21 protein-coding genes and 1 other annotated feature are annotated in these 25885 nt (G+C 38.0%); of the genes, 11 read left to right on the forward strand and 10 right to left on the reverse strand.

The window, feature by feature from the left end:
• Positions 1-2: 2 nt before the first annotated feature.
• Positions 3-1493: an argininosuccinate lyase gene (gene argH, locus QNH20_RS03990; RefSeq protein ID WP_283921626.1), complete on the forward strand. Its 1491-nt coding sequence runs from the start codon at positions 3-5 to the stop codon at positions 1491-1493.
• A 780-nt stretch (positions 1494-2273) separates the two neighbouring features.
• Entirely contained in the window at positions 2274-3239 is a 966-nt protein-coding gene (locus QNH20_RS03995; RefSeq protein WP_283921627.1) for a quinone oxidoreductase family protein, read from the forward strand.
• 314 nt (positions 3240-3553) lie between these two features.
• Here the strand turns inward: QNH20_RS03995 and QNH20_RS04000 are convergent, their stop codons facing one another.
• The gene (locus QNH20_RS04000; protein ID WP_283921628.1) at positions 3554-3835 is read right to left on the reverse strand and encodes a YggT family protein; all 282 of its coding nucleotides are present in this window, start codon (positions 3833-3835) and stop codon (positions 3554-3556) included.
• Positions 3836-4023: 188 nt separating this feature from the next.
• Positions 4024-4470: an Rrf2 family transcriptional regulator gene (locus QNH20_RS04005; protein ID WP_283921629.1), complete on the reverse strand. Its 447-nt coding sequence runs from the start codon at positions 4468-4470 to the stop codon at positions 4024-4026.
• Between the two features lie 224 nt (positions 4471-4694).
• Here QNH20_RS04005 and QNH20_RS04010 point away from each other — a divergent pair, with 224 nt between their 5' ends.
• On the forward strand, positions 4695-5336 hold the full coding sequence (locus QNH20_RS04010; RefSeq protein WP_283921630.1) for an NAD(P)-dependent oxidoreductase: 642 nt from the start codon (positions 4695-4697) through the stop codon (positions 5334-5336).
• A gap of 70 nt (positions 5337-5406) precedes the next feature.
• Here the strand turns inward: QNH20_RS04010 and QNH20_RS04015 are convergent, their stop codons facing one another.
• Together QNH20_RS04015 and QNH20_RS04020 are read right to left on the reverse strand one after the other, a co-directional pair.
• Positions 5407-6489: a branched-chain amino acid aminotransferase gene (locus QNH20_RS04015; protein WP_283921631.1), complete on the reverse strand. Its 1083-nt coding sequence runs from the start codon at positions 6487-6489 to the stop codon at positions 5407-5409.
• A 307-nt stretch (positions 6490-6796) separates the two neighbouring features.
• Positions 6797-8824, reverse strand: coding sequence for a Na+/H+ antiporter (locus tag QNH20_RS04020; protein ID WP_283921632.1), 2028 nt, complete (start codon positions 8822-8824; stop codon positions 6797-6799).
• Positions 8825-9086: 262 nt separating this feature from the next.
• Between QNH20_RS04020 and QNH20_RS04025 the strand changes: the two genes are divergently transcribed.
• From QNH20_RS04025 to QNH20_RS04040, 4 genes are all read left to right on the forward strand, one after another.
• On the forward strand, positions 9087-9548 hold the full coding sequence (locus QNH20_RS04025; protein ID WP_283923341.1) for a DinB family protein: 462 nt from the start codon (positions 9087-9089) through the stop codon (positions 9546-9548).
• Between the two features lie 161 nt (positions 9549-9709).
• Positions 9710-10627 carry a GNAT family N-acetyltransferase gene (locus tag QNH20_RS04030; protein WP_283921633.1) on the forward strand — a complete coding sequence of 306 codons (918 nt, stop codon included), beginning with the start codon at positions 9710-9712 and terminating at the stop codon, positions 10625-10627.
• 205 nt (positions 10628-10832) lie between these two features.
• Positions 10833-12410 (forward strand): Na+/H+ antiporter, encoded by a 1578-nt coding sequence (locus QNH20_RS04035; protein ID WP_283921634.1) that lies wholly within the window; start codon positions 10833-10835, stop codon positions 12408-12410.
• Between the two features lie 135 nt (positions 12411-12545).
• Positions 12546-12767: a binding site (T-box leader), on the forward strand.
• Between the two features lie 61 nt (positions 12768-12828).
• The gene (locus QNH20_RS04040; RefSeq protein WP_283921635.1) at positions 12829-14169 is read left to right on the forward strand and encodes a sodium-dependent transporter; all 1341 of its coding nucleotides are present in this window, start codon (positions 12829-12831) and stop codon (positions 14167-14169) included.
• Between the two features lie 110 nt (positions 14170-14279).
• Here the strand turns inward: QNH20_RS04040 and QNH20_RS04045 are convergent, their stop codons facing one another.
• Complete coding sequence (locus QNH20_RS04045) at positions 14280-15062, reverse strand: GNAT family N-acetyltransferase (RefSeq protein WP_283921636.1); 783 nt, start codon at positions 15060-15062, stop codon at positions 14280-14282.
• 436 nt (positions 15063-15498) lie between these two features.
• On the opposite strand from QNH20_RS04045, the gene QNH20_RS04050 reads away from it, so the two are divergent.
• The 3 genes from QNH20_RS04050 (at position 15499) to QNH20_RS04060 (ending at position 18224) form a co-directional block, all read left to right on the forward strand.
• A complete protein-coding gene (locus tag QNH20_RS04050) occupies positions 15499-16368 on the forward strand; it encodes a cation diffusion facilitator family transporter (RefSeq protein WP_283923342.1) in 870 nt (289 codons plus the stop codon).
• Positions 16369-16489: 121 nt separating this feature from the next.
• A complete protein-coding gene (locus tag QNH20_RS04055; protein WP_283921637.1) occupies positions 16490-16870 on the forward strand; it encodes a hypothetical protein in 381 nt (126 codons plus the stop codon).
• 715 nt (positions 16871-17585) lie between these two features.
• Positions 17586-18224, forward strand: coding sequence for a hypothetical protein (locus QNH20_RS04060; RefSeq protein WP_283921638.1), 639 nt, complete (start codon positions 17586-17588; stop codon positions 18222-18224).
• A 71-nt stretch (positions 18225-18295) separates the two neighbouring features.
• Here QNH20_RS04060 and QNH20_RS04065 read toward each other — a convergent pair whose 3' ends face one another.
• Positions 18296-19672: a sigma-54 interaction domain-containing protein gene (locus tag QNH20_RS04065; RefSeq protein WP_283923343.1), complete on the reverse strand. Its 1377-nt coding sequence runs from the start codon at positions 19670-19672 to the stop codon at positions 18296-18298.
• 433 nt (positions 19673-20105) lie between these two features.
• Here QNH20_RS04065 and QNH20_RS04070 point away from each other — a divergent pair, with 433 nt between their 5' ends.
• Entirely contained in the window at positions 20106-21308 is a 1203-nt protein-coding gene (locus QNH20_RS04070; protein WP_283921639.1) for an ornithine--oxo-acid transaminase, read from the forward strand.
• 295 nt (positions 21309-21603) lie between these two features.
• Here the strand turns inward: QNH20_RS04070 and QNH20_RS04075 are convergent, their stop codons facing one another.
• The 4 genes from QNH20_RS04075 to QNH20_RS04090 all read right to left on the reverse strand — a co-directional run bounded on the left by QNH20_RS04075 (position 21604) and on the right by QNH20_RS04090 (position 25866).
• Positions 21604-22740 carry a Ger(x)C family spore germination protein gene (locus tag QNH20_RS04075; protein ID WP_283921640.1) on the reverse strand — a complete coding sequence of 379 codons (1137 nt, stop codon included), beginning with the start codon at positions 22738-22740 and terminating at the stop codon, positions 21604-21606.
• Positions 22741-22785: 45 nt separating this feature from the next.
• The gene (locus QNH20_RS04080; RefSeq protein WP_283921641.1) at positions 22786-24210 is read right to left on the reverse strand and encodes a spore germination protein; all 1425 of its coding nucleotides are present in this window, start codon (positions 24208-24210) and stop codon (positions 22786-22788) included.
• Entirely contained in the window at positions 24207-25292 is a 1086-nt protein-coding gene (locus QNH20_RS04085; RefSeq protein WP_283921642.1) for a GerAB/ArcD/ProY family transporter, read from the reverse strand. The genes QNH20_RS04080 and QNH20_RS04085 overlap by 4 nt, the downstream gene beginning before the upstream one ends.
• Positions 25293-25686: 394 nt before the next feature.
• Positions 25687-25866, reverse strand: coding sequence for a sulfurtransferase TusA family protein (locus tag QNH20_RS04090; protein WP_283923344.1), 180 nt, complete (start codon positions 25864-25866; stop codon positions 25687-25689).
• Positions 25867-25885 lie beyond the last annotated feature (19 nt).

Genomic DNA, 25885 nt, shown 5'->3' on the forward strand with positions numbered 1-25885 from the left:
AGATGAGTAAGCTAGAGGAATTTATCAAAACTGAAGGTACTGATTTTCCAGGAAAAACCTATGTGGAAGAACTGTTAATGCCTGTATTTAATGATCAGCGGGATTTCTTATTCCATGTTATGTTTGATATTCACCGTGCCCATGTGATCATGCTCGAAGAACAAAACATCATTATAGCGGATGAAGCTAGAGAGATGTTAAAGGGCATTAATAAAGTAGCGAAGACTGACATCAGTCAAATAATGTATCAACCACAGTTTGAAGACTTGTTTTTCATGATGGAGGCAAAAATTGGCGAAGAAATCGGTACAGAATTAGCAGGAAAAATTCATATTGGCCGTAGCCGAAACGATATGGGTGTGGCCATGTACCGTTTAGTATTAAGGGAGCATCTATTAAAGTTATTACACAATTCTTATCGGTTAAGCGATGCTTTATTGGAGCAGGCAGAACAGCATACGGAAACCTATATAACCGGCTATACGCATACCCAGCCAGCCCAGCCTACTACGCTAGGACACTATTTATTGGCCATTTATGATGTATTACAACGGGACATTAAACGGTTATGGTCAGCCTATGAAACAGTCAATCAATCATCACTGGGTGCTGCTGCGTTGACCACAACGGGTTTTCCAATCTGCCGAGCACGCACCTGTGAGCTTTTAGGATTTGATAAAATCATTGAAAACTCCTATGACTCTATAGGGGGAGCCGATTATTTGCTGGAAACGTCATCTGCTTTGATGACCTGTATGGTGAACACAGGAAGATGGATTCAGGATTTCTTGCAGCATGTGACAAGGGAATTTGGTTCCTTCTATGTGGCTGATCCATATGTGCAGGTCAGCAGTATAATGCCGCAGAAGCGAAATCCGGTATCGATTGAACATTCACGCTCGATTGCAAGCAGTGCCTATGGTGACGCACTGGCAGCCATGAACATGATTCATAATACTCCTTTTGGAGATATTGTCGATACCGAGGATGATTTACAGCCCCATTTATATCGAGCATTTACGAATGCCAATCGGGTAATGAAATTAATGTATGCCGTGATTACAACTCTAAAGGTAAACGACGAGCATACTAAAAAAATGGCGAATAAATCAAGCGTGACAATTACTGAACTAGCAGACACACTAGCGAGAGACTATGGCATCTCTTTTAGAAAAGCACATTCCATTGCAAGCTTCATTTCTAAAAAAACTATCAGTGCCCAAAAGGAATTATACGAGTGGAATATTGACGAGATTAACCAAATGATTAGCGGGTTCGTCGATGTCGCACTGACAGAGCAGGAATGGAAAAAAATCATTTCACCGGAATACTTCGTAGAAATTAGAAGCATCCAAGGCGGACCTAGTCCAAAAGAAGTCGTGAGAATGATCGGGGAAAGAAAGCAAAAGCTAGGGATTCAGATGAAGGATTATGAAGATCTTGTTGAAAAATTAAATAATCAACGGAACAAATTAGTTGAGTATTCTATTTGATTTTTCCGTAGATGTTCTAACAGTAATAGGCACAAAAATGAAAATTGCACAATAAAATATAAGTCAAACTATGTTACAGCAGGCACCGCATTTTGCGGTGCTTTTTGTTATTTATTAATAAAAAGCACGGTTACGTTGGAAAGAGCCTTCTACGTAGGTGTTTTCGAGGACTTGAGTTAAAACATCGATGTAGAAGCCTTTTGCGTAGGGGTTCTCCAGGATTTTAAGCCAAAACATAGATGTAGAAGCCTTCTACGTAGGGGGTTTCTTAGATTTTAATCTCAAACATCAATGTAGAAGCTCTCTACGTAGGGTTTTCTCGAATTTTTAAGCCCAAACATCGATGTAGAAGCTTTCTACGTAGGGTTTTCTCGAATTTTTAAGCCAAAACATAGATGTAGAAGCTTTCTACGTAGGGTTTTCTCGGATTTTTAAGCCCAAACATCGATGTAGAAGCTCTCTACGTAGGGTTTTCCCAGGATATAAATCAAAAAAGTCGACGTAGTAGCTCCCTTCTACGTCGACTTTTACTCCAATTATAACATATTTTCAGCCACTTATTACAAATTTTACGACATTCAGAGGATATTATTTGGGGCTTAAGCTGAACTCCTGACCCTTACTACAAATTTTTGGATAATATAAGGAACCCGTAAGATTTCCCCCCTATTTTTTTCGGTGATATTAGTGCCAGAATGAGCTCCCCTTATTTGCATTTCGTATCGCAATCATATTAAATTATAGCGTATTAAAAAATTAAAATAGGATGAGGTCATACATATGAAAGCACTTGTGTTTAATACATTCGGAGGACCGGAAGTACTGGAATATATTGATATTGCTGACCCAGTGATTGGGCCAGATGAAATATTGGTTAGGATGAAAGCAATTGGCTTGAATTTTGCAGATATATATAGAAGAAAAGGGAACTATCATCTTGCAGGCAAGCCCCCATATATTTTGGGTTATGAAGGGGCAGGAATTGTAGAAAAGACGGGAGCAAATGTCCAAGGAATAAGCGTCGGAGAGCGAATCGCATTTGCCGATGTACCATATTCTAATGCTGAGTTAGTCTCGGTTCCATTGGAAAAAACCATTCCAGTCCCGGAAACCATTACTTTTGCTGGGGCAGCATCTGTATTGCTACAAGGCTTGACTGCGCATTATTTAACACAGGATAGTTATGTAGTGAAAAAGGATGACACTGTGTTAGTACATGCAGCAGCCGGCGGTGTCGGACAGCTTCTCGTCCAAATAATAAAGATGCTTGGTGGAAAAGTAATTGGAATAACATCTTCCATGGAAAAAGCAGCTGCTGCGAAGGAAGCTGGTGCTGATCAGGTTTTCTTGTACAAGGATGATTGGAGGAGAGAAGTGTTAGAGGTAACAAACGGAAAAGGTGTGGATGTGGTATATGACTCAGTTGGGTCAACTCTTCAAGAAAGTTTTACGGCAACTCGCATCGGCGGAACCGTTGTATTTTATGGAATGGCAGGGGGAGATCCGGCTCCGGTAGATCCAAGAATGTTAATGGATACTTCAAAAACGCTGACTGGCGGGGATCTATGGAATGTGCTCACCACTCATGAAGAACGGGTGAACCGTTCGGCAGAGTTATTCCGCTGGATGGAGGCGGGAAAATTAAAGGTAACCGAGCCAACGGTATATGCGCTGCGAGATGGACAGGAAGCACATCGTTTTCTAGAAAGCCGCAAGAGCACGGGGAAAATTCTACTAATTCCTTAATGAGCAGGTAAGTCTGGGAATAGAGATTATTGGAGCCCGAATCGGTGAAAAAAAGAGAAAAAGGTATCCAATAGGGGTCATTGGAGCCCGCTTCGATGAAAAAAGCGAGAAAAAGGTATCCAATAGGGGTCATTGGAGCCCGCTTCGATGAAAAAAGCGAGAAAAAGGTATCCAATAGGGGTCATTGAGCCCGCTTCGATGAAAAATGTGAGAGTAAGGTATTCCAATAGAGGATATTGGAGCCCGATCCATAGAAAAAAGTGAGAGAAAAGTATCCAGGGCGAACAGTACCAGTCACTGTTCGCCTAAATTTCCTATACTCCAATTGTATTCAATGATTGGCGGAGGCCTTCCAGTGCAAATATACTTAAATACCGATAAGCAAATAATGCGATAATTGGTGAGAAGTCAATTGGCCCAAAAGGGGGAATAAACCGCCTAAAGAAGCTTAAATAAGGTTCGACTAGCTTGTAAACCCATTCGCCAACTTTTGTTGATTGAAAATTAGGAAACCAGGAGCCAAAAATGGCAATTAAGATTAGCCAATAATAAGCTTCAAATGCATACTGTCCAATTTGTAATATGGTAAAGCCCAATTTGATCACCTATCTATTTTCATTTTTTACTATCAAGCAAAACATAGTAAAGATATCTAACATATACGGATATGTCCCAATAAGGTTTCAGTATATGTGAAAAAGAATACAGGTATCAATATTTATTTTTCTAAATTAAAGAATATAGGTACTTGATCCTTAAAACGCTTTTTGGTTAACATAGGACTTTAATTATCTACTTTATTTTGATTTTCCTTTTTTAATAAATCCTTTACTACTTCCTCAATGGTTACATTCCCCAGTGACTTTTCCATTGCAAGCTGTGCCTCAGAAAAGAGGGGGCCAATCGTATTTTGAATATTTCTTCCCACAAGACAAGCTGGATTCGGACTGTCATGTACGCCAAATAGTTCTTTTTCCTGAACAACGTTAACAGCCTTATAGACATTAAGCAGTGTAATTTCCGATAAGTCCCTCGCTAGTTCTGCCCCCGCAATCCCAGGCCTGACGTTTACCAATCCCGCATTTTTAAGCATACCCATAATCTTTCTTATCACAACTGGATTTGTATTTACACTATTTGCAATATATTCTGAGGAACTCACGCCACCTTTGTTAATCTCCAATAGAGAAAGTATATGAATTCCGACAGCGAAACGGCTACTGATGGACAATGAATTCACCTTCCTTTAACATGAAATATCTATATTATAAAGTATAACCGATTGATGATAAATAGGGGCAAGTATGAATAGATACTAATCATACTTGTTACCTTAATATTGTTTGAAAAATTATTCAGCAAGTTTGTTGACAAATACTTTAGTTGTAACTTATATTATTACATGTAATCAATTAAGTTACAAATGAAAATTAAGTATAAATGGAGGATTTCAACATGAAAGTAGCAATTATTGGCGCTAGCGGGAAAGCTGGAAGCTTTATTCTTAAGGAAGCTGTTGAAAGAGGTCATGAAGTAACTGCAATTGTTCGTAACGCAGCAAAACTTCAAAATCAACAAGTTTCGGTATTGGAAAAAGACGTGTTTGACTTAAAAGCAGAAGATGTGAAGGTATTCGATGTCCTTGTAAATGCGTTTGGTGCAGCTCCTGGTCAAGAACATCTTCATGTGGATGCAGGGAGAGTATTAATAGAGGCAATCAAAGGTGCAACTCAAACTAGATTAATCATTGTCGGTGGTGCAGGAAGTCTGTTTGCTGATGAAGCAAAAACAATTCGTGTAATGGATACTCCTGATTTTCCGAAAGAGTATTATCCAACAGCATTAAATCAAGGAAAAAATCTAGAGGATCTACAAAAAGCGACTGATATTCACTGGACTTTTATCAGCCCAGCTGCATTCTTTAATCCTGAAGGCAAAAGAACGGGTGCTTATCAAAAAGGTAAAGATCATATTATGGTCAATGCTCAAGGTCAAAGCTATGTAAGCTATGCAGATTTTGGCATCGCTGTGTTAGATGAAATCGAAAACCCACAACACATAAATGAACGATTTACGCTAGTTTCAGAAGTTGAATAGATAATATAGGATGACTGAAAAAAAGATCCAGTTTCATTATCAACTGGATCTTTTGAATTTAATCCATTTTTTAAACTTCAACCGGCGCCACTTTAACTATCCAGTTAAATGGATCTTCCTTTTTTCCAAGCTGTATTCCGGTCATTTCATTATATATACGCTGTGAAAGTTGGCCAATTTTATTATCATTGATTGTGATTGTCTGATCTTCCCAATTTAATTCGCCAACGGGTGAAATAACGGCAGCTGTTCCTGCACCAAAGACTTCTTCCAGTTCACCACGTTCATGTGCGGCAAAAACCTCTTCAATTGAAATTTTCGCTTCGCGAACAGGTATCTTCCAATATTTTAATAGTTCAATAACCGAATCACGTGTAACTCCTGGCAAAATGCTTCCATTCAACCTTGGTGTTACCACTACGCCATTAATCTTGAAGAAAATATTCATACTGCCGACTTCTTCAACATACTTATTATCTTTCGCATCCAGCCAAAGAATTTGAGCGTAGCCATTGGCCTCGGCTTTTTCTTGTGCCTTCATTCCTGCAGCATAATTTCCGGCGGTCTTCACATGGCCAACTCCACCAATAACAGCCCGAACATATTGCTCTTCAACATATATTTTAACAGGGCTTAATTGGGTTCCGTAATAGGCTCCTGACGGTGAGAGGATAACCAGAAGCTTATATTGGTTGGCTGGACGGACACCAAGATAGGGTTCCGTTGAGAAAATAAATGGACGAATGTAAAGGGATGTCCCTTCACCTTCCGGAATCCAATCTTTTTCCGTTAAAATTAATTGTTTAATCGCAGCTAATAAAAAATCCTCATCAATTTGGGGAATACACAGCCTGTCACATGAATCATTCAATCGCTTCATATTTTTTTCTGGTCGAAAGAGCTGAATTGTGCCATCTGTTCCCTTATAGGCCTTTAATCCTTCAAAAATGGCTTGTCCATAATGAAAAACCATTGCAGACGGTTCAAGCGTTATTGGTGCATAAGGAACAATCCGTGGATCATGCCAGCCGATTTCCCGGTGATAATCCATCTCAAACATGTAATCGCTGAAATATTTTCCAAAACCAAGGGAAGCCGTATCGGGCTTGTCCTTTAATTCTTCTCTTTGAATAAAAGTAATTTCTTGTTGCATGACTACACCTCATCTCCATTTTCTAGTTTATTTTTTAGACTACGCTTTATTTAATCAAAACACAAGTGAAATCCTTGAAGTTTTTTAAATATTCATTACCTTTGGTGTGGGTAGAGAGGTTTTATGTACCCGAAACGGATGAAAAAAAGAGAAATGCGGTCACGTAGAGAAGTTTTACGTACCCGAAGCTGATGAAAAAAGAGAAACCGGTCCCACAGAACTCTTAAATGCGGATGGCGCAAATGAATCTAAACCAAAAAAGACAGTACCTTTAATAATCATTTGATGATAAAGGTACTGTCTATATTTAATGTACATGTACGCTATTTTCTTCCATCCAATACGCTTCCCTAATATTAATCTGTTTACGAATTTTGCGGAGGACATCGATTGTGATTTCTCCCTCTTCGTACAGATTCTGAATTTCATCTCGTTCTGCTTGAAAGGCTTTAGCTCGCAATTCTCTTTGCAATTTGATGTATTGGTTGGAATCGGCACCTTTTTTCGCAAGCTTAAATTTCATAATCATTTCATTATATTCTCCAATAATGACCAAATAGATATGTTCATTTTCAGGTGTCATTTGTTCTTTTAAATACTGAATAGCGGCCTTGGCCATATTGACTTTTAATTGAATGAGCTTTTTCGATTTTTCTTGACGATATTTAAGCCGTTCCTCATTTTTCGGCACAAAAAGCTTGTACATACTTCTTTTAATTAGTGACCAAATGAACAGTCTTCTATAGTGCATACGGTTTGTAACGGCGAGCATCATTCGTTGGATATGTTCTTCAGTTAAATACGCAGTTTCTCGGTCAATTTGTCCAGTATTTTTCATTTTTTCAATGTAGTGGACTTCCGCTTCAAGGGCCTTCAGCCGAATTTCCGTTTCCACTAATTTCAGCTTCTTGGAGTATTCATCACTTACATTGTTAAGGCGATTTCGGATTTGATTATATGTCGCAATGACCGACACTGCAGCCTCACGGTTGTCATCATTCATCAATTCACGGATCGAACGAATGGCAGCATCAATTGTCTTGATAATTGCAGAGCGTTCAATTTCCTCTCTCTGCTCTTCCGGTTTTCCTTTTTCAGTTCTTGCAAGAATTGGCAGGAAGATACTCGCTACAATCAGCGTGACCAATATTACACCAGCAGCAATAAAGATAATTAAGGCGCGTTCAGGAAATGGGCTTCCATCCGCAAGGACATATGGAATAGTAAAGGCACCAGCTAGAGTAACAGCCCCTCTTACACCGGAAATCGTAATGATACCAATCGCTTTTATCGAAGGCTTTTGGAACTGCTTTTTAAACAACCATACCCATTTCCACGCTCCACAAATCCATAAGAAGCGAAGAAGTAATAGTGCAGCCGTAATGATAAAAATATATTTGCTTACTTCCCAATTATTAAACAGTGGATTTTTAAAAATTTCATTTGTTACACTTGGTATTTGCAAGCCTAACAGAACAAATACCAGGCCGTTCAAAATATAAATAAGTACCGTCCAAGTACTTTGAGAAACCACTTGCAGCTGCATCGCAGGTGATCGATCCCGATCCCGGTAAATTGTATGGACGATGCCGGCTGCGACAACTGATAAAATGCCGGAGAGATGAAAATGCTCAATAATGTAAAAGATCACGAAAGGAGTGAGGAGTTGGATGAGCATGTGAATCGTTACGTCCTCCATCCCCAGCCGTCTAATAAAAATTTTCAATCGAATAATAAGGAAAGCAAGAATGGCACCGCCCGCTAACCCACCAATGGCTATGACTATAAAGCTCCAGCTTGCCTCTGCTAATGAAAAAACACCGGTTACAGTTGCAGCTACGGCAAATTTAAACGCAACTAAACCCGATGCATCATTCATCAACCCTTCCCCTTCAAGTACATGCATAATCGTTTTCGGTATCTTTACCCTACTTGAAATGGCTCCAACGGCTACGACATCCGTTGGAGAAAGAATGGCTGCCAATGCAAAAGCTGCCGGCAATGGGATTGACGGAATAAGCCAGTGGATCAAGTATCCGACCGCGAATACAGTAACAAACACCAGTCCAAGTGCAAGCAATAAAATCGGTTTTCGTAATTTCCATAATGCTTGCCTTGAAACGTTTTTTCCATCATGAAAAAGTAAAGGGGCAATAAACAGAACAAAGAATAATTCCGGATCCATCGGTATATGAATGCCTAACGGGAGCGAAGCAAGTAAAACTCCCAGTGCAATTTGAATCAGCGGCACCGGTATGAATGGCAAAAAGTGATTGATGAAGCTAGACAACCCGATGATGATGAGAAGTAAAAGGATGAGCAGAAAAAATTCCATGGCGTGTCTCCTCTCTTATGTATATTGTGTAACAAACGTAGCTTTCTACGCTTTAATAGTGTAATTTGACTTTTTTATAATTTCAAATGCTTACCCGAAACTTCAGCTTGGTTTGTTGAAGGGATTTTTCAAAAGGGAAAAGAATACATATGATAGCATGATTTTTAAAACAGGGGTGGAGAGTTTGAATATAGAGAGTGAAACATTATATTTAATTGATCAAAAAGATGGATTAGGGTTGGAGTTCAGTAAGTTAGTGTCGATGATGAACTATACGAGGACGACGACGATCAACGCAGTAAAGGATTTAACTGTGGAGGAGTTGGACTTTCTTTATGATGAGGAAGCTAATTCAATCGGTATGCTATTAGCTCATATGGCTGCTGTCGAGAGGGCATATCAGATTGCAACCTTCGAAAATCGGGATTTTACAGATGATGAACTAAGAAGGTTGAATCCCGGATTACAATTAGGCAGTATTGGACGAGAACAGTTTAGAGGTAATACGATCGAGTTTTACCTTCAGGAATTATCTGAAGTCAGGAACACGACCATCGAGAGATTTAAAACACTTCCGGATAAGTGGTTATTCGAACAAACTCCGTTCTGGTGGAACCGGCCTGCAAACAATTATTTCAAATGGTTTCATGTGTTTGAGGATGAACTAAGCCACAGAGGCCAAATTCGTATTATCAAAAAAATGATGAATAAGGTAAAAAAATGATTGGTAATATAGGGAAATTGGGTTGTACCTTTATTAATAAAAGGGCAATCGATTGGGCAAAGCAAGGAAAATGAGCACTTGTGGTAAATGATAGGAGCGTTCATTTATCTAAGAAGAAAACTAACTTCTTCTTAAGATTATGTATGGAAAGTGGTGTGTCCGTGAAAGTCGAGGCTTTGAAAAGTGAAAAAGTAAAGGAATTTGTTGAATATTGCAGGAAACATAGAATGGAAGTCGACGATTCCTTTCTATATGAAGAAGATTTAAAGGGATTTGAACCGAATGCTGATAATCTCACTTACATTTTGACCAATCAAGAGGGGACTATCATCGGTGCTGCCTCGCTGATCATGGATGAATATAATCGACGAGGAAATCGGGCTCGATTTCGAATCTTTCATTCCGAAATTGCAGACGCCTTCTATTACAAGCAGCTCTTGCAAGCTCTCTTACAGCATAAAGAAGGATTAGAGAAGGTTTACGTTTTTATTCCTTTGCAAAATAAACTTTTAATGGAGCTTATGGAGAAGGTGGATTTTTCAGTGGAAAGATGCGCCTTTTTGCTTGTCAGAGAAGACAGCGATGCTCCTGAATGGAGCTTACCGGAAGGTTACAGCATTCGATCTTTTAGACCAGGAGAAGATGAACAAATTTGGAGCGAAGTTCGAAATGCGGGGTTTGCAAAACTGAAGGGAAATGAGACGCCTGTAACAAAGGAAATGGTTACGAAGTTGATTTCAAGTAACGATTATATTGAAGGCGGCATGAAAATTCTTTTTCATCAGGATAAACCTGTTGGGGTGGTAAGGGGAGCAGCAGATGAATATGAAAATGCCCCGATTATGAATATTGGGCCGCTTGCGATTTTACCAGAATATCAGAGGAAGGGCTTAGGAAGACTTCTCTTAAGGGCTGCCCTTCAGTTTGCAAAAGAAAAATCCTATAAAAAAACCATTCTTTCGGTAAACGGAGAAAACGAGCGTGCACAAGCATTATATATCAATGAAGGTTTTAAGCAAGTGGAGGGGGTAGCCTGCTATCAATATTATTTAAACCCTTCTTTAAATAAAGAATGTTGACAAAAAAATTAATTAATCAGAATTAAAAGGCCGTAGATTCAGACATATATTTTTAATTATCCAAAATGATTTGGACAAACTATTTACATCAATAATCCTCTTGCCTTTGATTAGAATCATCATGATGATATCTCTTTTTGTGGAAAAAGCACATCCAAAACAGAGTTTGGCAGAAACGGATACAAATTAAGGGGGATTTCAACCGGTGTATGATTTGGATTTACATTATATATTTGAACTCGGTCTTATTTTATTGATGATTGCCGCTGGAATCACTGCCATTGCCAAAAAGTTTAAAAAGCCTTATCCGATTGCGCTCGTCATTGTAGGAACAATCATCGGACTTGTCAATATTCCGGTGTTAGAACCTTTAAAACAATTGATCACAGAAGGAGAGGTATTTAACTTTGTGATTATTACTTTATTTTTACCTTCCCTTTTAGGAGAAGCATCATTAAAACTTCCCTTCTCCCACCTAAAAGAAAATAAAAAGCCCATTCTTGCATTAGCATTTGGCGGAACCTTATTATCATTTGTCATTATCGGCTTTCTGGCCATTTGGCTTTTAGATTTTTCAATCCCTGCAGCATTTGTTTTTGCGGCCTTAATGAGTGCAACCGATCCAGTAAGTGTGCTATCAATTTTTAAAAGCGTCGGCGTTAACAAAAGGCTGGCAACAGTTATAGAAGGAGAAAGCTTATTTAATGACGGATTAGCCGTTGTCTTATTTAAAATATCTGCTTTTTATTTACTGACCTATTTGGAGCTTGGGATCGAAGGTGCAGGACTTGGTTTATGGGAATTTATTAAGGTAATCTCTCTTGGTCTTATTATTGGCGGAGCCCTTGGCTATGGATTTTCTCATTTAACTAAATACTTTGATGATTACCCTTTGGAAATTATTTTTAGCATGCTTCTTTTTTACGGTTCCTTCTTACTCGCAGAAAGTGTCCATGCATCAGGGGTTATTGCCGTTGTGGTGGCTGCACTAATCTTTGGGAATTATGGTGCAAAAATTGGCATGAGCCCAACGACCAAGTTAAATATTAATAACTTTTGGGATGTTGCAGCGCTACTGGCAAACTCACTCGTTTTTTTAATGGTGGGGTTAGAAATAACGAGAATCAAGCTAACAGACAAATGGGGCTTGATTGTTTTAGCGCTCGTGATTGTATTAATTGCCAGAAGTCTTGCCGTGTACATAAGCTTATTGGTTGTGAAAAACTTTCCAAACTCATGGAAGCATATCATTAATTGGGGAGGCTTAAAGGGGTCATTATCGATTGCTCTAGTCCTTAGCCTGCCAAGAGATTTCACAGGACGTGAAGAGATTTTGATTCTGGCTTTTAGTGTGGTGTTGTTCTCATTAGTCGTTCAAGGGCTTTCGATCAAACCGATGTTATCCTTATTGGGTGTGAATAAAAAAGAAGAAGGTTATGTGGTGTATGAAGAATTGGTCGCACGTGGGCACCGCTTTGAGACAGCCATATTAGAAATAAATAAAGTAAAAAAGAATTTGTTTATAACGGAAACTGTATCAAAAGAAATCGTCTATCAATATGAGCAAGAGCTTGAAAAATTGCAGAGTGAAATGGAACTCCTTTTTCAAAAATATCCAGGCCTCAAAGAAAAACAGCAAACCATCTTACAAAAACATTCTTTATATGCACAGCACGAAGCCATTGAAATCCTTCTGAAGGAAGATATCATTTCAAATGATGTGGCCGTAAAAGAACACGAACAGATAACAAATAATCTCGTAAAATTAGAGGAATCTCATTAACAATGGGACACAATAAGGCGGCCGCCAGACTTTTGTGTTCCATTTGTTTTGGAAAAAATTACGCAGTATTTCAATAAAAAAATAAGTATACATTCCATGGTTTTTAGGTTATTCTAATAATTACAAAATTATTATTAGCATACGATGATAGGTTTTTAGTAGTCTTTTTATCCCTGTTGCAGAGAGCTAGTGGCTGGTGGAAACTAGTACCATATAGAAAGATGAATTTCATTCCTGGAGTATCTTTTTCGACCGTTGGAAGGGAAAGACGGATTGTCTCCGATATCGACAATAAAGCTGGAGAATAGTTGGTCATATTCTCAATTAGGGTGGTACCGCGATAAAGTCGTCCCTACGTTTACACGTAGGACGGCTTTTTTTGTTTTTTACTAAGCACATAATGGAAAGAGGGAATGTTTTGAAAAATACGGAACAGTGGTCATCTAAGATTGGATTTATTTTAGCAGCAGGCGGATCTGCTATTGGGCTTGGGGCGATTTGGAAGTTTCCTTATATTGCTGGAATTAGTGGCGGAGGGGCATTCTTTTTTATCTTTATATTGTTTACTTTATTTTTGGGCCTTCCCTTGCTCATAGCTGAATTTGTGGTAGGGCGAAAAACACAAAAAAATGCAATAGAAGCCTACAAAGAACTTGCGCCACATTCGAAATGGCATTGGATCGGTTATTTAGGTATTGTGACATGTTTTATTTTGCTCTCATTTTATAGTGTTATTGGCGGATGGATCATTAGTTACATATGGAAAGCTATTTCAGGACAGTTGAATGGGCTTGATCAGGCAGAGTATGCACAATTGTTTGGCGAGACCATCTCAAATCCAATTACTAGCGTTGCGGTACAGTTTATTTTCATGCTCTTTACAATCATTGTCGTAGCAAAAGGAGTTCAAAAAGGGATCGAAAAAGCAAGTCAAATCATGATGCCGGTTCTATTTATTCTTTTTATCGTCCTGATTATTCGGTCCTTGTCTCTAGAGGGTGCGATGGAAGGTGTCACCTTTTTATTTAAGCCGGATTTCTCGCAAATAACGCCGGAAACCATTCTTTTTGCTTTAGGACAATCCTTCTTTGCCTTGAGTGTCGGTGTATCGGTTATGGTTACGTATAGTTCCTATTTATCAAAGGAAGAAAGCTTGTTTCGTTCTGCCTTTTCAATTGTAGGATTAAATATTTTAATTATTGTTTTGTCGGGTCTTGCTATTTTCCCGGCGGTGTTTTCATTTGGGTTAAAACCTGATGCAGGCCCTGTTTTATTATTTAATGTACTGCCAAATGTGTTTAATCAAATGGCATTTGGAATGGTCTTTTTTGTTGCATTCTTACTATTATTCTTATTCGCAGCCCTTACTTCAGCCTTTTCGATGCTAGAAATCATTGTTTCGGTTATCTCAAAAGGAGAGGTCAAGAAAAGAGCAAAATGGTCTTGGATTATTGGAATTGCGATCTTTATTTTTGGCATCCCATCCACACTATCCTATGGTGTTTTAAGTGACGTCCTATTGTTTGGCAAGACGATTTTTGATGCAGCGGATTATTTAGTAAGTAATGTATTAATGCCGATTGGCGCGTTATTGATCTCGGTTTTTGTACCATTGAAAATAAAAAAGTCAGCACTATATGAGGAATTATCATTAGGAGGGGGATTACCACTAGGATTATTCCATATTTGGTTTTTCCTCATTCGCTATGTGGCACCTATCGCCATATTGTTTGTTTGCTATCATGTTATTAGGGGATAATCCTCTTTAAAAAAGGAAAGTGTCCGACACCATTCAATCACCATTAACAATACGTTGGTGGTAGAAATGGTGTCAGGCACCATTAATAGTGCCTGCGTGTTGTAATCTTATCAGCGATGCATTGTCCACATTCCAATATCTTTAAAGCCCAGTCTTTTGTATATGCGGCCTGCTGCAGGATTATCGTAAAAAAGACAAAGTGTTTTACCTTCGTTTAGGACAACTTGAAATAATTTTTGCATGATAGCAGTGGCTAGGCCCTGTCGGCGATATTCCTTCCGAGTACAGACACCTACAATCATGGCAGACATGGAATTCTCTGCTGCAGTTGAAACACATGAAGTAATGATACCCTGATCAACAGTATAATAGGTTCTTGCTGTGTTTGATTCCATCGCCTGAACTAAAATTTCTCGTGCATCACTTCTAATATGAAATTCTTCAATCGAATTGCGAAGTTCAATTATTTGATCTACATCCTCGATGCTAGCTTTTTTAACCTCGACATCACCCGTACTAAGAAATTCATCAGAGAGGCATTCTGCAAAGAAAGTAACTTGTTTCTTACCGAGCAGCAGGTCATCGAAGGCTTCGAATTTCGCCACAATATCAGATTTACCGGATAAAGAAATAGGCTGCTTATATTTTTTCATAATAGAAACAAAGCCCTCTGTATCGAATCCTCCCTTAGCATATGGAATAAAAAATTGATGAAACCTTAAAAGGACGGCAATAATCGAGTCCTGTTCATCAAACTCTCCCCAAATTTCCTGAAATTCCGATGAATATCCGAAGACTTCTAAATCCCCAATAATAAATAGATTAATAGATGGTTCCTCACTTAAAAAAGCGAGCACCTGATGATGATCTCGGTCCGTAAGCTTTCTAATCACGTCAAATCCCTCCTTGCTTTTAAATAGACTATACACACAATACAAAAATTTCAAGACTTTTTTAATATTCAATATTGTTAGGTTTTGGGGTAGAGTGAAAAAATAATAGCAAGGTCAATGAAAAGAGGGGAAATATTATGAACGAAGAAAACAAAATGATTATTCGATATCCAGTCATCGTGATGAATTCAGGGGAAGACTTTTAAAAAGTGACCGTTTATTAGGTGCTCACAGATTTTAAGAAGCTAATGCACCTTCCATTCTTTGCATACATAGACTGGAATGTCCCAAATTTAAAATCTTTCTAGAAATCTTTCCCGCATGAAACATTATTATCTATAGTCTACTTTTATAAAACGATGCAATAAGGTTGCTCTAGACCCACCTATAATTCAGTTGGTATCATATGGAGGTACTTTGGTGGGAGGAAAGAAGAATGGATACTCAAAAATATAAGGATCTTAAATTAGGCGAACGTGGAGCAATCATCAGTATGATTGCTTATATATGCCTATCTATCCTTAAACTTGTAATTGGATATATGAGTGACTCCGCTGCTTTGAAAGCAGACGGTCTAAACAATACAACAGACATTATTGCCTCTTTTGCTGTATATATAGGACTCAAGATTTCACAAAGACCACCTGATGAAGATCATGGTTATGGTCATTGGAAAAGTGAAACGATTGCATCAATGGTTGCATCGTTTATTATGTTAGCTGTTGGTATACAGGTGTTGACTGATGCGATCATCTCCATGTTTCAGGGGGGAAAAGAGTCCCCCGACATGATGGCTGCCTATACAGGTATCTTTTCAGCAATAGTTATGTATTTTGTTTATCGTTACAATAAAAAATTGGCTGCTAAAATTAATAGTAAGGCCCTGATGGCAGCTGCAAAAGATAATATTTCCGATGCGTGGGTAAGTATAGGAGCAGCTGTTGGGATCTTCGGTTCTCAATTAAATATGCCTTGGCTGGACACGGTAACGGCTATTATCGTAGGACTATTAATATGTAAAACAGCTTGGGATATTTTTAAGCAAGCATCTCATGAACTTTCAGATGGATTCGATGAAAATAAGATTCAACTTTATCAGGAAGCCATTACAAAGGTAGAAGGTGTGAAAGGTATTAAAGAAATCAAAGGAAGAAACTATGGCAATAACGAAGTCATCGACGTGGTTATCCTAGTTAATTCTACGTTAGATATTCGCGAAGCCCATGACATAGCTACACATGTTGAAAAAGTAATGATCAAAGATTATGGAGTCTACGATGTTCATGTCCATGTAGAGCCAAATTAGATATTATGTTGACTTTTTAACCTTTAAAAAGATGAAAGCTACTTTTTCTTGTTTAATATTATTGAAACAAAATCGGCCTTAATTCGTATAAATAGAACAAAGATTATAAGGAGATGTATGTATGTTCTTAGAAGAACTTCAGCTAGAGGAAAGAGAAGCGTTTCTTGAACTAGCTGATCTGATTGCCGCAATTGATGGGAAATTATCTATATTTGAAAATTCTATTCTTAACAAATATAAAAAGGAAATGGGGCTTGAAGATTATAAAATTAAGGGTCTGGTAATGGACGATATTTTAAAGATTTTTAAAACTGAACGGTCAAAAAATATCGTCTTAACCGAACTCTTTCAATTGATCTATTCAGATGGTGTATTTCATGATCAAGAGAGCGAATCTGTCCGCCTAATAAAGTCGCATTTCGGGTTCAATTCAAATGAATTTGGAAGTTTTAAGGATTGGATCATTAAGATAAAGGAACTATCAGTTGATGGGGAACGTTGATAAACAACGCCACTGTCTTCACCTTTAAAGCTCGCCAATTGGCGAGTTTTTTTACAATAAGAGAAAAGACCTATATGAGAAAACTATGAGTGATTGCAGCTAAGATTGGGAAAATTTCCATTATCTCTGCTTTTTTGTGTCTCATTGTGGATGACTAGGAATAGATAGTGCTAAGTTTATTTAGTATTATTTGTTAAGAATACATTACAGATTTTTTAAGGTTGATGAGAACCAATTTTGCTAATTTCATATTGAGATTAGTCCTTCATAAGGTTGATGAAAGCCCTTTTTGGTAATTTTAAAGAGAGATTAGTCCTTCATAAGGTTGATGAAGACCATTTCTGCTAATTTCATAATGAGATTAGTCCTTCATAAGGTTAATGAGAACCAATTTTGCTAATTTCATATTGAGATTAGTCCTTCATAAGGTTGAAGAAAGCCCCTTTTGGTAATTTCATATTGAGATTAGTCCTTCATAAGGTAGATGAAAGCCCTTTTTGGTAATTTCAAAGAGAGATTAGTCCTTCATAAGGTTGATGAAAGCCTTTTTTAATAATTTCAAAGAGAGATTAGTCCTTCATAAGGTAGATGAAAGCTCTTTTTGGTAATTTTAAAGTGAGATTTGTCCTTCATAAGGCCGAAGTGAGGTTTGTTCTCATAAACTAATACGTTGTACAATAGGGAAGATATGAATATTACTTCTAGGAGCAGACCAATGGATATTAAAGTGCAATCGTTAATGAAATATTATTATGGTAAGTTGATTGACAATACCTTCGATGAGAAGGATGTCTTTGCTTTTTTACAATTAATCCGAAATAGAAACAATGAGAATCGTTGTATCAATGAGCTTACTGATTTTGTTGCGCAGCGAGAAAAATATAAAGGTTTTGTCACGGATTATTTATTTGAGACAAGAAAAAAGTTTGAGAGCCTCGGTAAAACGAACGCGGTTCTTAGGATTGAAGATGTATTTTCCTTCAAGGAAATAAAAAATAGCATTAACAAAGCTTTAGAGGATTGGCAGTTAAAAGGTCTAACTAACGAAAAGCTGAATGATTTTGTCACTTGCCTCATTTCCATCCTTCAGCAGGTTAACATCATAGATAATGACAGAGTGATTGGTAAACTCTTTTTTGCCATCTCTCAAAAACAGGTGATCCTGATGGCTGAAATAGAGGTTTATCAAAATGTGTTCAAAAAGACTAATGCTGTCTTTCCGATTTTGACCGCCAATAATAGTTATCTAGATATTAAAAAGCAGGATCGATTTGATACGCCTTATTTATTTGCAGATAAGGTGATCGAAATAACCAGTCAGGAAGGGAAGCTGGAGATTATTATTCCTGATTAACTAATCTATCAAATTAGTGGTGCCTGCCCCCCGATGCGTTAAAGATTTACCACACTGGGAGGCAGGCACTATCATTTGGTTGTTATGTTCAGTTTTTTCATTCGATACTGCAAGCTTTGCCGGCTTAATCCTAGTAAGGTAGCTGACTTAGAAATATTGAAGTCATTGCTTCGTAATACACTCTCAATATAGGATTTTTCAAAAAGATCCATTTGTTCCTTTAGGGGAGCTGTTATTGTTCCCTGGTCATTCAAAAATGTATCTATGGAAAAAGTCGGTGCTCCTCTATCTTTGACGTGCATTTTATTCCGGTATTGAAAGGGTAAATGCGAGTACCTAATGATTTCTTCATCATCCATCATGATATTCATGGCAGCCTCAATAATATGTTCAAGTTCGCGGACATTTCCGTGCCAATCATTTTCCAAGAAAGATTGTTTTACTTCATCAGATAACCCTTTTACCTCCATTTGAAACCGCTCATTATATTTCTCAATAAAATGTTGGACGAGTAATGGAATATCTTCCTTGCGTTCCCTTAATGGAGGAATAAAGATTGTCACTACGCCAAGACGGTAATATAAGTCTTTCCGCAGCCGATTGTTCGTAATCGCATCAATCGGATCCTCGTTCATATTGGCAATAACCCGGACATCCACAGGCGTATCCTTTGTATCTCCGAGACGGCGAATCGTTTTTTCCTGGAGAACACGCAGAAGCTTTGCTTGTAGATTTAAATTCAGCGAGTTAATTTCATCAAGTAATAAGGTGCCGCCGTTTGCCTGTTCAAATAACCCTGGCTGATCAATCGCGCCTGTAAAGGCTCCACGTTTCGTACCGAAGAGAAGACTTTCGATTAAATTATCAGGGAGCGCTGCACAATTTTGGGATATATATGGACCGGAAAAACGATTACTGCCATTATGAATGCTTTGAGCAAAAAGCTCTTTCCCTGTGCCGGTCTCACCGACAATAAGGACATAAGAGGAGGTGCGGGTGGCCCGCTTAGCGCTTTCAATGACGTCCCTAATCGTTGCACTGCTGCCAATAATGCTATCAAATGTAAACCTCAAAGTCCCATTACGATTGATATTTCCTTTTATTAACCGTTCCAGCCTTGTCACATCACGGGCAATTTCAACAGCACCCTGTATTTGACTATTTGCATAAATTGGGATCGTATTGTTGATTGTCGTAATTTCGCGGCCTTTGTTATTAAAATAAGTTTGCTTTACATTACTTGTCGCCTTGCCCTCTTGGAGCGCCTTTACAAGAGTACTGGACTGGTCTTCCTTAAACATAAAGACGTCTAAAAGGTTTTTATTCATGACGTCTTGACTATCCATGGACTCTATCTGCATCATTTTTTTGTTATAAATAATCGTTCTTCCCGTTTCATCCACAGCATGAACACCGACATCTACTTCGTCTAAAATTCGTTGATACATCTGGTTAACATACTGCAAATAATCAGTCGTCTTTTTTGAATGTTCCACGCTAACTTCATTCCCTTTTCTTGGTACTTTATAAAATTATTTAAACATTTATAACTTTTTAATGCAAAAATTTTTTGCGTTCTTGTAAAAATAAAAAATTTTGCGCCAAAAAATTTTGCGTTAAAGATATAAGAACTTCATAAAATAAGGTTTTTATTGTTGGCACAGTACTTGCATACATAATGTGTGAAACCTTTATTTTTCCGCATCATGTCGGCTATCAGCCATTTAGCGGCTCTACTATGTCAGGAGCAGAATCCAAAGCAGGCGCCCTGCTTCATTTGCAGACGTAAACAACATTTGAATTACTATAAATAGATTGTCAAAAAAGAGTTTCATCCTGGAAATATCACGTTCCGGGAAAACAAAGAAAGGGGAAAAAATAGTGACTGGAACAACGATAAAAACAACTGAAATTATTGAGCAAACACAAAAATTTGGAGCGAATAACTATCATCCGCTGCCAATCGTCATTTCAAAAGCAGAGGGAGTTTGGGTAGAAAGTCCGGAAGGAAATCGGTACATGGATATGCTTAGTGCATATTCAGCCGTTAACCAAGGGCACCGTCATTCAAAAATCATTCAAGCATTAAAAGATCAAGCAGATAAGGTGACACTTACCTCCCGTGCTTTCCATAACGATCAACTTGGTCCATGGTATGAAAAGATTTGTCAACTAACAAATAAAAGCATGGCACTTCCAATGAATACGGGGGCAGAAGCTGTTGAAACTGCCCTTAAAGCTGCTCGCCGCTGGGGGTATGATGTTAAAGGAATCGCCGAAGACCAAGCAGAAATCATTGCATGTACTGGTAATTTCCATGGCCGGACAATGGGGGCTGTCTCCTTATCATCTGATCCGGAATATAAGCGCGGCTTTGGTCCAATGCTTCCGGGAATCACATTAATACCTTACGGGGATTTAGAGGCATTAAAAGCAGCGATCACCCCTAATACGGCAGCATTTTTAATTGAACCAATTCAAGGGGAAGCAGGTATCATCATTCCTCCAGCAGGGTTTATTAAAGCAGCATTTGATTTATGTAAAGAAAACAATGTACTATTCATTGCCGATGAAATTCAGGCCGGCCTCGGACGTACTGGTAAAATGTTCGCGTATGAGTGGGAAGGAATCACTCCTGATATGCTGATTTTAGGAAAAGCACTTGGAGGCGGTGTGTTCCCAATTTCCTGTGTCGTGGCGAATGCTGATATATTAGGCGTATTCAACCCTGGATCACATGGTTCGACGTTTGGTGGAAATCCGCTTGCATGTGCCGTTTCCATTGCAGCACTTGAAGTGATTGAAGAAGAAAAATTAGCGGAACGCTCACTTGAATTAGGAAATTACTTCCTTGAACAATTGAAAACCATCAACAATCCAATTATTAAAGAAGTAAGAGGCCGTGGCTTATTTATTGGTGTTGAGCTAACAGAGGAAGCAAGACCATATTGTGAGCAGCTAAAGGATGAAGGATTATTATGTAAAGAAACCCATGATACTGTCATTCGCTTTGCACCACCGCTCATTATTACAAAAGAAGAAATTGATTGGGCTGTTGAGAAAATTAAACAGGTTTTAGCCTAAAAACTGTTTCTGAATAAAAATTCTAAAAAGACTCTTTCCGAAAAATCGGGAAGAGTCTTTTTTTGTAAAGGAAAATGTATTGTTATATTACTCGGATTTATATATTCGAATAAAGACCTTTGGAATCGTCCCAACTGGAGAGTGGGGATATTAATATTTGTTTGTCCATTGCAGAATAGAATGACCACCAGTAATCTAAGGGAAGCAGCTTAAGAAACTTGACAGGTAATGAATTGCTCTTGATTAAGAAAGGTGTCTTAATTCCCCTTGGGTTAAATTCCTGAGGGGGTAAACGCTATTTCACCTTGGAAATTCCACCACTTATAAGCTTTACTTTCACATCAATGGATGCAATGCTGCTTTTGTCTAAAGGAAGTTTACCGCCTTCTTCCAGTCTGTTCCACACGTTTGGCATATCTCTGTATAAGGGCTCTGACAGTCCAAGAACATCAACGCCTAATTCAAGACCCTTGAGGTAGGTCCCCATAATTTCCTTTTTCACTTCTCTAGCTGCTAATCCTTCAAGTTCCTTTTCTTTAAAATGCTCTCTTAATTCTGGAATGTTTGCCTGCATCGAGATTTTAATGTCGAAGGTGGCTTTACCAGCTGTTACCTTCGGCTTTATGGATGATTTTATTTTATCCATTACTAAAATAGCCTTCACAGATTTTTTTTCTTTAATTTCTAGAGATGTACGTTCCGTTTTTTTTTCCACCCAGCGTAGTCCTAAGAGATAACGACGAGGCAAAGACCCTTTGAATTGCTTGTTTTCAAGAAAACAAATCCCGCCAGCTTTAAGTTTGGGCGAAATCTTCTTATTTTCTGTCCAGCCTTTCACGATGGTTAGCTGCGGTAACTGGACGGTTTGTCCCTCTTCTTTCCATTCACGGATAAACTCATAAAGATATAGTGGTGCAATTTCTGAACTTTGGGTGTATGGGTTTAAAGGGTTATTTAACTGAGAGTAAAGAACCGATAATTCCGCAGTCGAAGGGGTATTCAATACTTCCTGGAGAGGTTCTTTAGTAGCCATGGTCCAAACTGTATATCGAAATTCATAGTATCTATCCCAAACATCTAAAACCTCGTTAACAACATCATGTTTTAAAGCTTTTTCGCTAAAAACAATAGTTTTAACATGACTCCAAGCAATTTTTTGTGGGATTGTTGAATACAAATGAAAAATGGCAGCATCGAAAGTATCTCCTTCCCCTTTTGCAACATATGTTTTTTGTGGTTGAGACTGCCCTGACTCTTTTTTTGCAATTCCACTAAAGTTTATCATTTGTAAGTAAATAACCACTTTCTCGTTCACATAATCTACCCCAACAGTGTTGACATAAATCATATGTTCAATCTCTTTAGCTCCCCAACAACCCGTAAGCAAAAGAGTGAGCAGCAAAATGACAAGAATGTTTCGAGTAAGTTTCATGGTAATCGTCTTTCCCTTTTTTCTGCTTATCAAAAAAACAAACAGTTATTTTTTTCTCCCCCAAGGCATTCGAAACAAGATTTTGTATAGTTCTTGGAAACTCGGCGGGGAAAGAGGAGTCATATAATACAAACCAAAGGAACGTAAATTTACCAAGTAAAGAGTAAAAGCCAACAAACATATTAACACTCCAAACAAACCAAAAATGCCACTGATTATTAACACAACAATTCGAATCAAGCTAAAAACACCAACCAAAGACTGATTTATCAGAGTAAAGGTGGAGAGTACTGAAATGGCAATAATAACAATAACTCCAGGGGCTGCAATCCCGGCGCTAATGGCTGCTTGGCCGATAATCAGTCCTCCTACAACTGATAATGTTTGGCCAAAGGCAGATGGCAGCCTTAAACCAGCTTCCCGAAATATCTCAAACAGGAGCAACATAACTAGTGCCTCCAGCGGAACTGGCAGTGGCACGCCTTGTCTAGAATTCACTAGTGTTGCAAGTAATGTGAAGGGTAATTGATCTTGATGATATGTTGCGAGTGCTATCCAAAAACCCGGCAAAAATAATGCTAGTGCCACTCCGCTTATTCTTAAAAACCTGGTAAATGCCACAAAGAAATTATTCAAATTAGCATCTTCGGAACTATTTAATAAAAAATTAAAATTAATTGGTGCGATTAATACCGTTGGTGAACCTCCTATCACCAGTACAAATTTTCCGTGCAGAAGGGAAGTAACGGCAAAATCAGGTCTTCCGGTATAGGCGAATAATGGGAATAATGAAAATCCAGTCAGAATTTCTTCCAGTTGAGCACTGCTAACAATCCCTTTAACCTGTATGTTTGACAGCTTTGTCTTAATTTCATTTAACGAGTTTGGCTCAATAGCGTTTTTCAGATATAAAAGATGTACTTTTGTAGCAGTTTGCGAGCCAATGGTGTATTCTTCTACAGCCAATAATTCGGTTTTGAGTCTTTTTCGTATAAGTGCTATGTTTACCGGAGTTTCTTCAGTAAACCCATCTTTTGGACCTCTCATTGAAATCTCTGTATTTGCTTCCTCCGGCTCTCTTTTTGGCGGATTTGCTAAATTTACAGAAAACATCTTGTTCGAAGGGACAAACAAAAGCAAGAGTTCCCCATTTAATATAGTATCAATAATTGATTTTTCAACTTGGTCCATTTGAAGAGGAGTCATGTGAAAAGGAACATTTTGTTGAAAGTCTAAAACGGTTAACATGGGAAACTGATTTGTCATTTTTTTAAAATTAGGAATGATGTATTGTTCCACTTTTGTACTATCGCACAATCCTTCGCAGTAAACGAGATGAACATCAGCTCTCTGATTCCCTAGAGAAAAGGGAAGCGTGATTTTTTTTATATCCGAACTTGAATCAAGCAATTGTTTTATTGCTTCAAGTGCTGGTTTTGAATTATTTTGAAACCTGCTATTTTTGTTCATGGGTTTAATTTCTCCCTTCGATAGCCGAAGTTAATTAGCCCAACAACAATAATTGAAAATATAAGGATGCCAAATAAAGAATACGGAAGTATATATTTTGACTGAAGATGTAAAAAAACCGGGTCACTATAAGGAATAATCGTAATACCTACCAATATAAAAAAAATAAAACTAAGCATTATCATTTTCTTTCTTTTAGTCTGAATATTGAACACATCGATGATTAGAAACATCATCAAAGAAATTCTCAAAAATGCACCACAAAACCATTGATAAATACTTAAAAAATCTAAATGCTCTACGTATCGGCCAATCGTCACTAATCGCCATTCTTCATATACGGGAAATCGGAGTTTAGCAGCTTCCTCAGGTCCAAACTCAACGACTGCACTAATTAAAGGACCAATGGTAAGAAACATTAGTAGTAGACTAATAATCCCTAACGAACGATACGATATTCGCGACTGAATATGATGCTGCAAAAAGAAGAGCATAATAAGTTCAACCAATCCTGCACCTACATAAATTGATCCGTTCCATACAGGCTGCATTCCATGAGCCAAAATTGGTTTTAAGAACGAAAAATTTCTATGTGGTATATTTGCGAACATAAGAAAAAGACCTAAGATAATGACAAGAGGGAGCAAAAATCCTGCAGTATTAGCCAATGAATTAATACCCAAAAATGCATTGATAGCAGAAATAAGGACCAGTATAAAGGTAAGAATAAGGATTGGGGTATTTGGACTAAAAGCAAGATGGATCCAATGAACAGTGTCCCTAACTGTAACAGCACATAACACAAACAGATAAACACTTGCTACTATTGCAAGCAAGTGACCCACTAATGGATGATAAGCTTGCTTTATCCACTCAAAAAGATGCTGCTTATGCATTTTGCGAATTCCGATGCACAGCAATGCAATCCAAACAAGAGAACACGTCCCGGCTAACAATACAGAAACCCAGGCATCGCGTTTCGCTACATCAAGCAAGATAGGGATGATGATAATATGATTTAATAGACCAGTACTAAGAAAGATAATCATCACAGTTTGTACAAGTGATATCGAAGATTTCATTTTCCTTATCCTCCTCAATAATCCGCTGCTATTACTATCGTTCCTTTTTTACATTAACTTATTCACACGGCACTGATGGATTCAGTAGAGTGAAAATTTTTATAAGTTCCCCACTCCTTAACATGTTAAAATAAGTTCTGAAAAGTTGTTCGATAGGATGAAAGAGTAAAAAAGAACTAAAAGAAGTTGGATAAGATGAAATGAATAAATCTATAAGAATATTGAAGGAAGTTGAAAAAGAAACAAATGTTATATGCATGCTTTTTTACGTAGAAAAAAAGGTAAGCTTGGAGTCCAGCTTACCTTTTTAAGATCGTATAAAGTTAGTACGAAAATGCTTCTGTTTTCCGTGTTAACTTATCTAAGTAGGTGTCTTCACGGACTGCTAGAGCTCCTATTTGACAACTTTAATATAAAAGTAAATATCCTGTCCGATCTTTTTCGGTTCAGTGATGAGCTGGTAGCCATGCTTGACGGCCTCTTCCGGGACACTTCTAAATGATTGCGGACAGTCGGCAATAACTTGTAATACTTCTCCAATTTTCATCGTTTTTAGCGCATCCAGCGCATAAATGACAGGATATGGTCAAGGC

The sequence above is a fragment of the Neobacillus sp. WH10 genome, from assembly GCF_030123405.1.
Lineage (GTDB): Bacteria > Bacillota > Bacilli > Bacillales > Cytobacillaceae > Neobacillus.

Excerpts from the sequence above, each read along its gene's own strand:
- argH (WP_283921626.1), top strand. The coding sequence starts at position 3 with ATGAGTAAGCTAGAGGAATTTATCAAAACTGAAGGTACTGATTTTCCA.
- QNH20_RS03995 (WP_283921627.1), top strand. The coding sequence starts at position 2,274 with ATGAAAGCACTTGTGTTTAATACATTCGGAGGACCGGAAGTACTGGAA.
- QNH20_RS04010 (WP_283921630.1), top strand. The coding sequence starts at position 4,695 with ATGAAAGTAGCAATTATTGGCGCTAGCGGGAAAGCTGGAAGCTTTATT.
- QNH20_RS04015 (WP_283921631.1), bottom strand. The coding sequence starts at position 6,489 with ATGCAACAAGAAATTACTTTTATTCAAAGAGAAGAATTAAAGGACAAG.
- QNH20_RS04020 (WP_283921632.1), bottom strand. The coding sequence starts at position 8,824 with ATGGAATTTTTTCTGCTCATCCTTTTACTTCTCATCATCATCGGGTTG.
- QNH20_RS04025 (WP_283923341.1), top strand. The coding sequence starts at position 9,087 with ATGATGAACTATACGAGGACGACGACGATCAACGCAGTAAAGGATTTA.
- QNH20_RS04050 (WP_283923342.1), top strand. The coding sequence starts at position 15,499 with ATGGATACTCAAAAATATAAGGATCTTAAATTAGGCGAACGTGGAGCA.
- QNH20_RS04055 (WP_283921637.1), top strand. The coding sequence starts at position 16,490 with ATGTTCTTAGAAGAACTTCAGCTAGAGGAAAGAGAAGCGTTTCTTGAA.
- QNH20_RS04060 (WP_283921638.1), top strand. The coding sequence starts at position 17,586 with ATGGATATTAAAGTGCAATCGTTAATGAAATATTATTATGGTAAGTTG.
- QNH20_RS04065 (WP_283923343.1), bottom strand. The coding sequence starts at position 19,672 with ATGTATCAACGAATTTTAGACGAAGTAGATGTCGGTGTTCATGCTGTG.
- QNH20_RS04075 (WP_283921640.1), bottom strand. The coding sequence starts at position 22,740 with ATGAAACTTACTCGAAACATTCTTGTCATTTTGCTGCTCACTCTTTTG.
- QNH20_RS04080 (WP_283921641.1), bottom strand. The coding sequence starts at position 24,210 with ATGAACAAAAATAGCAGGTTTCAAAATAATTCAAAACCAGCACTTGAA.
- QNH20_RS04085 (WP_283921642.1), bottom strand. The coding sequence starts at position 25,292 with ATGAAATCTTCGATATCACTTGTACAAACTGTGATGATTATCTTTCTT.